This is a genomic window from Vibrio sp. ED002 (assembly GCF_023277445.1).
GTDB lineage: Bacteria > Pseudomonadota > Gammaproteobacteria > Enterobacterales > Vibrionaceae > Vibrio > Vibrio jasicida.
In genome coordinates, this window is sequence record NZ_CP080238.1 from 283196 (window position 1) to 295426 (window position 12231).

At 45.1% G+C, this 12231-nt stretch carries 11 protein-coding genes; 7 read left to right on the forward strand and 4 right to left on the reverse strand.

Annotated elements, in window-relative coordinates; translation table 11 throughout:
• Positions 1-23: 23 nt before the first annotated feature.
• From ITG12_RS01780 to ITG12_RS01795, 4 genes are all read left to right on the forward strand, one after another.
• Positions 24-1235, forward strand: a complete 1212-nt coding sequence (locus ITG12_RS01780; protein ID WP_038881843.1) for an HD-GYP domain-containing protein — start codon at positions 24-26, stop codon at positions 1233-1235.
• Between the two features lie 326 nt (positions 1236-1561).
• Positions 1562-2188: a LysE family translocator gene (locus ITG12_RS01785; protein ID WP_042601294.1), complete on the forward strand. Its 627-nt coding sequence runs from the start codon at positions 1562-1564 to the stop codon at positions 2186-2188.
• A 207-nt stretch (positions 2189-2395) separates the two neighbouring features.
• Positions 2396-3940, forward strand: coding sequence for a YjjI family glycine radical enzyme (locus ITG12_RS01790; RefSeq protein ID WP_042601295.1), 1545 nt, complete (start codon positions 2396-2398; stop codon positions 3938-3940).
• Positions 3941-3961: 21 nt separating this feature from the next.
• Positions 3962-4843 carry a YjjW family glycine radical enzyme activase gene (locus tag ITG12_RS01795; protein WP_248873478.1) on the forward strand — a complete coding sequence of 294 codons (882 nt, stop codon included), beginning with the start codon at positions 3962-3964 and terminating at the stop codon, positions 4841-4843.
• Positions 4844-4863: 20 nt separating this feature from the next.
• Here ITG12_RS01795 and ITG12_RS01800 read toward each other — a convergent pair whose 3' ends face one another.
• The gene (locus ITG12_RS01800; protein ID WP_045403409.1) at positions 4864-5820 is read right to left on the reverse strand and encodes a LysR family transcriptional regulator; all 957 of its coding nucleotides are present in this window, start codon (positions 5818-5820) and stop codon (positions 4864-4866) included.
• 603 nt (positions 5821-6423) lie between these two features.
• Here ITG12_RS01800 and ITG12_RS01805 point away from each other — a divergent pair.
• Both ITG12_RS01805 and ITG12_RS01810 read left to right on the forward strand, forming a co-directional pair.
• Positions 6424-7191, forward strand: coding sequence for a TerC family protein (locus tag ITG12_RS01805; RefSeq protein ID WP_248873482.1), 768 nt, complete (start codon positions 6424-6426; stop codon positions 7189-7191).
• A gap of 155 nt (positions 7192-7346) precedes the next feature.
• Positions 7347-7949, forward strand: a complete 603-nt coding sequence (locus tag ITG12_RS01810; protein WP_038872201.1) for a 2OG-Fe(II) oxygenase — start codon at positions 7347-7349, stop codon at positions 7947-7949.
• Between the two features lie 81 nt (positions 7950-8030).
• Here the strand turns inward: ITG12_RS01810 and ITG12_RS01815 are convergent, their stop codons facing one another.
• On the reverse strand, positions 8031-9311 hold the full coding sequence (locus tag ITG12_RS01815; protein ID WP_045421402.1) for an HD domain-containing phosphohydrolase: 1281 nt from the start codon (positions 9309-9311) through the stop codon (positions 8031-8033).
• A 289-nt stretch (positions 9312-9600) separates the two neighbouring features.
• Between ITG12_RS01815 and ITG12_RS01820 the strand changes: the two genes are divergently transcribed.
• Complete coding sequence (locus ITG12_RS01820) at positions 9601-10233, forward strand: SDR family NAD(P)-dependent oxidoreductase (RefSeq protein ID WP_248873483.1); 633 nt, start codon at positions 9601-9603, stop codon at positions 10231-10233.
• A 37-nt stretch (positions 10234-10270) separates the two neighbouring features.
• Here the strand turns inward: ITG12_RS01820 and ITG12_RS01825 are convergent, their stop codons facing one another.
• Together ITG12_RS01825 and ITG12_RS01830 are read right to left on the reverse strand one after the other, a co-directional pair.
• The gene (locus ITG12_RS01825; protein ID WP_038872206.1) at positions 10271-11698 is read right to left on the reverse strand and encodes a GGDEF domain-containing protein; all 1428 of its coding nucleotides are present in this window, start codon (positions 11696-11698) and stop codon (positions 10271-10273) included.
• Positions 11699-11706: 8 nt separating this feature from the next.
• A complete protein-coding gene (locus ITG12_RS01830) occupies positions 11707-12204 on the reverse strand; it encodes a hypothetical protein (protein ID WP_038872208.1) in 498 nt (165 codons plus the stop codon).
• Between the last annotated feature and the right edge of the window lie 27 nt (positions 12205-12231).

Consider the following 12231-nt stretch of genomic DNA (forward strand, 5'->3'; position numbering starts at 1 on the left):
TAGATGTTAACAAGTTTCGCGATATGCAGTACAAACCAGAAGACTCAATAAAAATTTCGATTGCAGATATCGGTATCGGTATGTTCGTTACTGCAATCGAACAAAATAAACGTGTGAACTTGGCCAATGCCGGACGCGTTTCTACTTCGCAAGGTATTAAAAAGCTGCAAGCCAGTGGGGTGAAGTTTGTGTGGGTTGATCAGAAACTTTCTGCTCAGGAGTGCGTGTTCAACCCTGTTGAAGAGGAACATGATGTCACGTTAGCGGCATCTGACGTTATTACCACACCGAAAATTCAGCGCGCGTTTCGTTCCCGAGAAGCCCAGCACAAGCGAGCCAAAAAACTGATTGCAGAAGCGAAAGGTTTAGCTCAAAAACTGCTGAACCAAACCTTTGAAGGCAAGATCATTGAAGTCGACGAAATTGAATCGTGGGCGGATGACATGATCGAAAGCGTATTTATTGATTCTGATGCGCTTCAATGTGTGTCTGCGCTGCGCCAAAAAGATTCATATTTGCTTGAGCATTCCGTTAACGTCGCATGTTTGTTGGTATCTTTTGGTAAGCATTTAGGTTTGGATAAAGAAACGCTCAAACAGCTTGCTATCGGCGGGATTATTCATGACGTGGGTAAAATCAAAGTTGATGATGAGGTTTTACATAAGCCAGCACGACTCACACCTGAAGAATTTGAGCATATGAAGTTGCATCAGGTGTTTGCGGGTGAAATTATCGTGGGTGTGAAAGGGCTTGCCGATGTGAGCCGCGATGTATGCTTAATGCATCATGAAAAACTTGATGGTACCGGTTATCCACTAGGTTTATCTGGTGAACAGATCCCAATGCATGGCCGCATGAGCTGTATCGTCGATATTTATGATGCATTGACCGCAGACCGTGTTTACAAAAAGGGCATGAGTTCGGCAGAGGCGTTCAAAATCCTATTGAGTTTGACGCCATTCCACCTTGATCCTGAACTGGTGTATAAATTTATTAACTGCATCGGCGTTTACCCAGTCGGTTCTATTGTTCAGTTAAGTGATGGGCGTGTCGGTATTGTCTGGACATCGAATGAATCTCAAGCTCTGAAACCGATAGTGAAGTGTTTCTACTCTCGCAAATACAAACGCTATATTGATGTGGCAATGGTCGATTTGAAAAACAGCGCCCACACTATCGAAAAAGCAGTGGCGCCTTCGACGTTAGAAGTCGATCCGAAGCCATTCTACGATTAATGTGCAGTCAGTTTGCTTGTTTGTGATGCTTGTCCAATAAGTAATCACTTTACACGATTGCATATTATCAGTATGTTTATTGCATAACTAAACGACTCAACGTGAACGAGAAGATAGATAAATGGAGGCATGTTTGTTGCTCTGGCTTCTCGCTCTGGTTCCTTACTCGGAACGCTTATTGAGGAGTACGATTGGTTTTGGGTTAGTTCAGTTATGAGCAGAATGATGTGGAGCCCTCTACGTGATGTTTCATGGATAGAAACGTTGAGTAAGGCTGTTATCCCACGTGATTCACTCATTTATCCGTACATTGGAAAGGAGCGCCAATGCCACTCGATACTTGGATTTATTACACCCTCGCAATACTTGTCCTGACTGCCTCTCCTGGGCCTAGTTCGCTACTTTGTTTAAGCAAAGGTGTTAGCAGCGGATTTCGCCACGCCTTTATGACGGCACTTGGTAGCTTAGCCGCGATCACCATCATTCTTACTTTGTCTTTTACTGGCCTTGGCGTCGTGATTGCTTCTTCGGAGTTGGTCTTTAACATCATCAAATGGTGTGGTGCGGGGTATCTGGTTTGGCTAGGTATCCAAGCTCTACGATCCAGACAGACGGATTTTTCTCAAGCAAAGTTAGAACAGTCTTCTTCTAGTTATCTCAGCGCGTTTGTAAGTGGCTTTATCGTTGGTGCAAGCAACCCGAAAGCCATTGTATTCTTTACCGCGCTATTTCCTCAATTCATTGACCCTTCTGCATCGCTATTCACTCAATACATGATCTTTGCTAGTACGTTTGTGGTGTTCGAGCTGAGTTGGTTAACCTTCTATGGATTACTCGGTGTGAGGACATCAAACTGGTTATTTGCAAAGGGAAGAGCTAAATTGTTCAACCGTCTTACAGGTGGTGTCTTCATCAGCGCTGGTGTGGCTTTGTCGACCGCGCATCGAAGCTAAATAACAGCGGATTAATCTAAGCTATTAAACCTTAGACTAAATTAGAAAAACCTTATTTCCAAAATGGAAATCGGCGTTTTGGTTTTTTTCATTAGTGGCAAAGACTCTTGGAGCGTAAAATTCAACGTGTCCCCTCAAACGATGATTTGAAATCAACAAATGATTCGAAAGGGCGTATTCGTTGTATTTTCTCCAGGAACATCATAGATGACTCAAAGCCTTTCTGATCTTCAGCAGCGTTTCCTTGCTATCGCGACCGATAGCAACTTGTCTCCAAAACAGAAATCAAACTTTCTTGCTTTGGAAGCCGAAGCCACAATTCCATATATGACCGTCTCTGACGAGGTAAGCCAAGCGATGCAGCAAGGCGTCATATGTGACATGTTTGAAGGTCACGCGCCGTTTAAGCCGCGCTATGTTTTGCCAGACTACGCAAAATTTCTTTCTCAAGGTTCTGAATACTTGGAGTTAGCTCCAGCAGAAGATTTTGATGATGCGATCAACATGTTGACCATCCTTTACCATCACGTGCCTTCGGTAACCAGCATTCCGGTTTACCTAGGTCAACTTGATGATGTGTTGATGCCTTACGTCGGTGATCTTACTGACGAGCAAATTTACAAAAAACTGAAACACTTCTGGATTATGCTGGATCGCACGTTGCCAGACGCGTTTATGCACGTGAACATTGGTCCGACGGACAACATCATTTGCCGCACGATTTTGAAAGTTGACGCCGAGCTAAAACAGATCGCGCCAAACCTAACGTTCATGTACGACGAAGTAGTCACACCAGACGCTTTGTTAAAACAAGCAACACAAAACATTTGTGAGTGCAGCAAGCCACACATCGCGAATTACCCAATGCACGCGAATGCCTACGAAGGTGCTCGCTTTGGTATTGTGAGCTGCTACAACTCTTTGCCATTGGCTGGCGGTTCAAACACGTTAGTGCGTATGAACCTAAAAGAAGCGGCGAATCGTGCAGACAGCCGTGAAGGTTTCTTTAATAACGTGCTGCCAGAATATCACGGCTTGATGGTTGAGCTGATGGACGCACGCGCTTCACATTTGCATGAAAAATCTGAGTTCTTCAAAGGCTTTCTAACGCAAGAAGGCTTGATCGAAGAATCTCGCTTTGCGCCAATGTATGGCATCTACGGTATGGCAGAAGCAGTGAATGTGTTACTAGAAAAAGAGGGCAGTGCAAGCCGTTACGGCCAAGATGCAACGGCAAACGAGCTCGGTCACGCGATCTCGGCAAAATTGTCTGAATTGGTCGAAAGCACACCAGTGAAGTTTGGTCTAGAGGGCAAAGCACTGCTGCACGCACAAGGCGGTATCAGCCTAGATTTGGATGTAACACCGGGCGTTCGTATTCCTTACGGAAACGAACCAGATCCAGTGTCTTACGTGCAAGCAACGGCAGGTCATCACCAATACTACCGTTCTGGCATCAGTGACATTCTGACTATCGACGAAACAGTGAAATCAAACCCAGAAGCGATGTTCAACCTGTGTAAAGGCGCATTGAATGCTGGATACCGTGAGTTCACGGCAAACGTTGCGTCAAACGACTTGGTTCGCGTAACGGGTTACATGGTCAAACTGTCAGATATCGCAAAGTTCGATGCAGAAGGATCACGTACTAATACGACGTTCCTAGGCGCAGAAGCGGCGAAGAACACCGGTATTTTAGAGCGTTCACCACGTGTGGTGAGCCACGAAATGTCACCGACTTACGCTAAGTAATGGGTGACGGATAAGAATAAGATGACTAGACGTTCGGAAAACCTCTTGGCTAAGGTAACTCGTATCCTTCCGTTCTCTTGTGTTGATGGACCGGGAAACCGTCTAGTCATCTTTCTACAGGGTTGTAACTATCAGTGCATCAATTGCCACAATCCACACACTATCAATCACTGCAATCATTGTGGTGATTGTGTGAGTGAGTGTCCCGCTGGCGCACTGAAGTTCGACGAAAGCAACAACGTTGTTTGGCTTAAAGAGGAGTGCACCCACTGCGACCATTGTATAGAGATATGTCAGCACCAATCTAATCCTAAAATTTCTGACTACTCTGTGGAGGCAATGCTCGATTTGATACGCAAACAGCGCTTTTTCATTAGCGGTGTTACTGTATCCGGTGGGGAATCTACCTTACAACTCCCTTTCATTATGGCGCTGTTTAAAGGGATCAAACACGATCCTGAATTGCAGCATCTCACTTGCTTCATCGATAGCAATGGTTCTTTATCCACCGTAGGTTGGGAAAGAGTCTTGCCGTACATGGATGGTGCGATGATTGACCTTAAATCGTGGCAAAGTGAAACGCACCACTGGTTAGTCGGGCGAGATAACCACCGAGTATTCCAAACCATTCAGTATTTAGCGCAAGTAGGCAAGTTGTACGAAGTGCGTTTGCTTCATATTCCGGGTAAAAGCGATTTAGATACGGAAGTTGCAACGGTGGGGCATTATCTGCAATCGTTGCCAGAATCGGTCAACATTCGTTTGAATGCCTTTCAGCATCATGGTGTCACGGGTGAAGCTCTGGAATGGGAAAAATGTTCCCAAGATGAAATGGAACGCTTCCACGCTCAATTAAGTCAATTTGTCAGCAGACCAATGACCATGCCATCGATCTACGTGTAGCGCAGTAAAGGTGAACCAGTTTAGAGTTTATTCACTCTCGGTTTGCGGCATCCACCGAGGGTTTCACAAGCCTTAAGCACTTGTTGTTGTAGCCATCTTAAAGCGGGATCGTTCAGGCTCGCTTTATTCCACACCAAACTATACGCCACTTGTCCGTACTCAAACGGCAAAGGTCTCTCTATCAATCCCTTCGCTTGCAGCGCCATTCGTGCCCAAAGTTTCGAGCAAGTAAACAGATAATCTGAGTGGTGGCACATTACCGCAGCCGATCCAAAATCGGCCACGTGCATGGCGACGCTGCGTTTGGCGTAACGTTGAGTCAAGTTCTGCTCAAAGTAAGGTTGGGACAAATCTTTATCGTGAATACCAATGTGTCTCGCACACAAGTAGTTCTCTACCGACAATTCTTCTTTCGCTAATGGGTTATTGCTGCCCATCAAACAGATCATTTCGTCTTCTAGAATCGTCTGCCAAACCAAGTCTTTGTTGTGCGTTGGTGGTTGGCTGATGTCGTGCGGTAAAATCATAAAGTCCACTTGCCCACGGATCAGAGAATCAAAACTCATTTGTTCTTTTGCATACACATTGAGTTGCGCGCGACTTCCCATCTGTTGTGACAAGTTTTGCAGCATAGGTGCGAAGATCTCGAAGGTACTTTCACGCATTGCCAAAGAAAAGCGACCTTCGTAATACGCCGGATTAAACGAGCCTTGGTAAAGCAAACCGTTCATGCTGGAAAGAATGCCATGAACAGAAGGGCCGATGTTCAACGCAAAGGGTGTCGGGACTAAACGAGTGCCATCGCGGTAGAAAAGGTCGTCTTTAAGAATGTCGCGCAATTGGCTGAGCGTTTTACTCACGCTGGAAGGGGTCACACAGAGCTGTTCCGCCGCTTGAGTCACGCTGTGTGTCGTGAGCAGCATGTGCAATACAGTAAGGTGTTTAAGGCTAATGCGTGAGAGTGTTATGTAATCCATTCGCAAGGCTAGGGTCTGTTTATCTTTCGTGGTTAAATTTTGTTCGAGATAAAAGCGTTTTAATCGCAGCGAGTCGATTGAAGCCTAGTGGCTCTAAGTAAAATTGACTCAACAAAGAATAAAACGCTTTTAGCCGAACCCTTTGGGCAGCGTTTGTAGGTGCTTTCTACTGCGTTATCGGCTTATCAGGTAGAATAGCTACATATCAAAGCCTCTGCCTTGTATAAAACACCTACAAACTGCTGCAAAAATCATCACGAAAGGTCAACAGACCCTAACTCGTGTGATTTGTCTCAGTATATCAAAATATTATTATGAAACATTTTTTTACGATTGTTGAAGCACGCAAAAAGAGGCGTTTCTGTTCGTGTTCGATGTAATAGTTTGGCTCAACTCGGCACTTGATGGAGTGAGTATGGCTTATATCCCTTAGAGGACGAAAGATGCTTTACACAAGCCTGACAAAATAAGGAGTTGCGTACAACTGGAGGAGGTGATTTACTCGCGTTTCCTAAGTAACAGAGGTTTTAAAAACTTAATGGACGACCCCTTTAGTCGACTGAACAATTCACTGTATGGCTTCCAATCACCGGAGGCGTACTCATGTTAGAACTTTTCATGCAACCAGAAGCGTGGGCTATCTTCGCTACTTTGTTTGCTCTTGAAGTAGTCTTAGGCGTTGATAACGTCGTATTCATCTCCGTTCTGTGTGAACGATTACCACAACACCAGCGTAAACTTGCCCGAAACCTAGGTATTGGCCTAGCGGTGATGGCGCGTATTGTTTTGGTGTTCTCGATCTCTTGGATCATGCAGCTTACTCAGCCGTTAATCAGCTTCAGCGACTATGCGTTTACTGGTCGTGATTTGATTATGATTGCGGGTGGTGCATTCCTACTGGCGAAAAGCTTGAAAGAGTTGTGGAGTTGGTTAACGCATACTGAGCACGGTCACTCGACTCATGTTCGTACTGGTCTGGCTGTGGTTCTGCTTCAGATTGTCGCGGTTGATGCTGTGTTCTCGATGGACTCGGTGATTACTGCGGTTGGTCTAACGAGCGAAGTACCAATCATGGTGGCAGCGATCATTTCGTCAGCGATTGTGATGGTGTTAACGGCGGATAAAATCAACAATCTAGTGACGCGTTACCCCGGCTTTAAGACCCTTGCTCTACTGTTCCTAGTTTTGCTAGGTGGTCTGTTGATGGCAGAAGGTTTTGCTATTCACATCAACAAAGGCTACGTGTATTTCGCGATGGCGTTTGGTTTAGTGTTGGAAATGTGTCATATCCAACTTAAGAAAAAACAACGCCCAGTGATTCAACGAATTCGTCCAATTCGACCTCGTTCAATTGCATTGCAAGTGCGATAATCGAACTCAAAACTGGCCGCTCTCCTGAGCGGCTTTTTTACGTCTGGACATAAGGAAAAGCAAGGGTTTGTCGTGTCGATTAAAAATGGAATTTGTTGTTGTAGCACGAATTTCTTATATAGACCGCCCTAACTCTTACAAGTGAACGAAATAGAATGAACAAACTGATCGATGCGTTATCGACGGACGGATACTACATCTGGGATGATTTCCTTTCTCAAGAAGAAGTGGCTGAGCTGCGTGACTGTATTCCAGACAATTGGAAGAAAGCACGTATTGGTCGTAACGACGATGTGACACGTGTTGAATCGATTCGTAGTGATAAGATTCAATGGTTGAAGCGTGACATGGGCTCGGCAGTAACCTCATTTTTAGACAAGATGGAAGCGATTCGCTTAGAAGCAAACCGTTACTTCTATCTCGGTTTGTTTGAGTACGAAGCGCATTTTGCGAAATATGAGAAAGGTGATTTTTACCAAAAACACCTCGACTGCTTTAAAGGCAATGAAAATCGCCGTCTAACCACCGTGTTCTACATGAATGAATCATGGAGCGAAGAAGATGCTGGCGAGTTGGTGGTTTATGATTTGAATGACAACGTGATTGCGACGATCCCACCACGTTCTGGTCGCTTGTTTGTATTCTTATCAGAGCAATTTCCTCACGAAGTGTTACCGACAAATGCAGAGCGTTTTAGCATTGCAGGTTGGTTCCGCATTAATGGTGTGAAAGACAACCAGCTTGATATCGCTCACTAAGCGGTTTCATTGATTTCAAGAAGACAAAGGGACACCCACTTGGTGTCCCTTTGTTGTTTGGTTTGTCTAGAACGCTCGGCGTTACATACCTACTGAGAGCTCATAACACGCTTGCCTGTTTGACCATAACACCTGATAAACGTCGGCACAGAGTTTTCCCGAATCTACTTGTTCACCCATGATGATTGCGATTTCTTGTAATGTCATACGGCCTCGATATGGGCGGTCTTGAGAAAGCGCTTGAAAGACATCGACAACGGCAATGATACGAGAAGGCACATCCAAAGCTTCCGCCGTTTTATGATAAGGGTAACCTGAACCATCTAACCGCTCATGATGGTTGGAAGCCCACTCGGCGATCTTGGCATTCGGGAACACTTTGTGCAGGGCTAGTTCAGTATCAATCGTATGGCGCTTGATGCGTGTGTATTCTTGCTTGTCTAGTGGGCCTTCTTTGTGAAGGATCTCATCAGGGGTTTTGAGTTTGCCAATGTCATGTACCAACCCTGCAATGTAGATCATTTCTTGGTCGTGTTCATCCAATCCCATTTTCTTCGCTAAGTAACGAGACAGTTCCGCCACTTTTTGTGAGTGTTGATAGGTGAAAGAACTTTTTGCGTCGACAATTCTTGCAAGGAAAAGTCCTAAACTGGTGAGATCTTCGATACTTAATTGCTTTTGCAGCCAATCGATGTTTTCGAACTGCATACCAATAGTTTCGATGTGTTCGGATTCCATGGCGAACCAAAACGCGTCTGTCATGATAAGTTTGACCATGGCACGGCACATTTCGGGATGAAACAAGGTACCGGCATTAACCAAGACACATTCCGCGATCAGCTCTTCATGTAAAGTGACAAGATCACTATGGCAGTTAGTGACGTAGTGGGCGCGCATAAAATCTAAACGGTCCGCGAGATAGAGTAATGCGGCGACGTTTTTTTCGAAAGGGGGAATATCAATCTGTTCCAACTCATCCCAGTGCGTGTGATGGTAAAGAATCGGAGTAGCGAATTGTGCCAGCAAGCGACACTGCTTAAGTGTGTGGTAACCACGAATGCAATGGGCTTTGGCGTCTTGAGGGACGAGCTGTTCGAGCAACATCATGTGCTCGCGGGTTTCTGAGACGCCACAGTCGTGAACCATTCCTGCGAAGTAACAGAACTCGGCTTGGTGATTATCCCAACCTAAAGCGAGAGCGCATTGGTATGCGATGTAAGCCACCCGATGGCTGTGGTGAGAATCGTCGACGCCTACGTAATCTAACGCACGCGCCACCCAGATAAGGGCTTGTTTTAGATCGACTTCAAATTCGTGATTACTCGACGAATCATAAGCCTGATTCTTTGTTAAAACCGACATGGTAAATACCGACGTTTTTGTTTTTCCTATGCCCATTTTTCTAGTTTTAAGGGACTGCAGCAGCGAACTGATAGCAAATATGACGAGCATAGGATGTGTTTATAGTTATGGCGGGAATAATACTGGTTGTCGCACGTAAATTTCATCACTAGGGGAAAAGTATCGTTCAGTTCTTTGAACTACGTATTGATTTAGAAAGAATTTTAGGTGTTCGATTGACTTCCTTTGAAAAGCCACCAATTAGTGATGTAAAGTATTCTCATTATCATTGTTGTGTGGAAGGTAAGTTATGAAAAGAGTGGTGGTTTGGGGTGCAAGTAGTGGTCTTGGTTTGGCAATTGCACAGTATTTTGCAGAGAAAGGTGCTGAAGTTGTCAGTGTGGCGAGAAATCCAGACAAAAGCCCAGAATTAAAGGCGATTTGTCAGTCAACGTTTGCATGTGATGCCACTGTTGCGGAAGAGGTTAACGCGGTGGTTGCACAGCTCAATCAAGATGACATTATCATCAGCACCATGGGTAGCTTCCGTGCTGATATCCCAGTGGACTATCTTGGGCATCGACATTTGGTTGACGCCGCGTGTCAGGCTTCTCTAAAGCGTTTTGTTCTAGTGACGTCACTTGGTTGTGGTGATAGCTGGAAATACCTTTCTGACCGTTCTAAAGCGGGTTTTGGTGGTGTTGTGCGTGAGAAGTCATTAGCGGAAGCATGGCTACAAACCAGCGACTTGGATTACACCATCATTCGTCCAGGCGGCTTGAAAGATGGTGAAGTGACGGGCAATGGTGTGTTGGTTGAACCTAAAGAAGTGCATGGTTTGGTATACCGCCAAGAAGTGGCTCGTTTACTTTTTGAGATGCTGGAAAAAGGTCAGGGTAGTGGTGAGATCTTCCACTGTGTCGATCCAGAGCTGACTTACTAGGTTGGCCTTTTAAGCGAATGATTTTGAGGGGCTGGGTTTAGGCGCTGTCCCTGCTTTCGTTTGAATAGAGCACGACTTGGTCGCGGCCTAGATCTTTTGCGGCATACAAAGCTTCGTCTGATTCATCTAACAGGCGGTTTGGGTCTATGATGTCGGCTTGCGTGCGCTCTGAAAGGCTAATACCAATGGAGATGGTTAGATACTTGATGATCGGCTCATCATGATGAATGATTTCCAGTTGTTTAACCCGTCCGCGCAGTTGGTTGCCTCGCGCTAACGCCTCTCTAGTATCGTGAACAGGGGCAAGCACAACAAATTCTTCGCCTCCTAAGCGCAAAGCATAGCCGTGAGTTTGCACGGCGAAAGATTCCAAGGTCTTCGCAACTTTTTGCAAGGCTTTATCACCCTGCAAGTGACCTCTATGATCATTAAACTCCTTAAAGTGATCGATATCGATAAAGAAACACGCGATGAACATTTTGTTCGATTGATAACACAATGAGCGAAATGATGCTTCAAGAGAACGGCGATTATACAGACCGGTTAAGGGGTCGTGCTTCACCATGTCATCGAGTTCTCTGTTTTTGCGGACAACTTTGTCGACAAGATGGCTAAAGGCGCGCGCTAAATCTCCGATTTCATCTTTTCTTTTGGTATTAGGGACTTGAAACAAACTAATGGTTTCAAAATTTTGACGCATAAAAGTAGATAAGTTGTTGATTGGCGAAGAGATGTGATAAGAAAGCAGCAATAAAAGAGGATAAGAAATCGCCATTCCTAACACGATTTCGCGGATAGAATCGACAACAAATTCCTCTCGAATATCCCTTACGAGCTGTATGTCGTAAAGCAATTCAATGTTGCCTTGAATGTCCCCGTTTAATGGTAATGTGATATAGAGAATGTCTTTCTCAAAGCTTATGTGACTTTTTCCGATTACCCGACAAGGGTAGAGATCCAACGTGTGGTCTTCTTCCAACTCTTTACTTAAATAGTACTGCTCACGGGCGTCGTTGAGTCGGGCGAGCAGGTATTGCACTTTTACACTCGATTGTGAGCCTGTTTTTTTCACGGATGTCAGTCTGGCTATGCGTTGATCTAAGTCCTGCTCAAAAGTTGGGGGATAATCGGATCGCCAAATCTCTTGGGCATTTCGATTGTAAGTGACGGAGACTGGGGTTTTCGACACTGAGGAATAGCCGTTGACGTAGAGGTAACGCAAATCCGTATGCATTTCCAATTCATCTTTAAAGCTTGGCAACATTAAGTTTGCATAGTTGCCGCCATGAACCGCATCGCTGATGTGATGAATTAGCGCGCTCGCACTCTGCTCACGAGAGACGATCGTCGTTTTAATGATGGTGTCCATTGAGTTATGAAAGTTGTAGTAACCCAAAGCACCAATCATGAGAATGACGAGAACAAAATGCGAGAGGAAGATCTTTATTCTTATTGATGTTCCCACAATATGAATTACTCATTAAACACATCAATGATGGGCACCGCACAAGTACCATTGACGCAGATGTCTTTGTATCCGTTATGACAGCGATAGCAAGCTTCAATTCTCAGAGAGGGGTGACTATCGGATATGTCGTTTCCCTGCCGATCATAACTCCCGTAAAGCGCTTCACCAGCAAGATGCTCGGTGACAAAAATAATGTTTTCTTCTTCGTATATCGCAACTGCCGTTAAGCCATCGGTATATGGGCCGTGCTTTTTATAAGCTTCTACTTTGTGTTTTGGGACATATATGCTCAGGTTTGTGCCTCTTCCTTGATTCGTCCAGTTGTACATCTTCACTGTTTCTTGCACAAAAGTGGGTGTGTTTGGTGGCAACACTACATCTCTGGCCGGAATAACGCTCTGTTTTACAAGCACAAGTCTGTCGAGGTTTTCTGGAAAGCTCGCTAATGAACTCGCGAAAACTGAGCCAGAAAAGGCCATCAAAGCAAACAGCTTGTATCCCATGGCATGTCCTCAAGCGTTGGTACATAA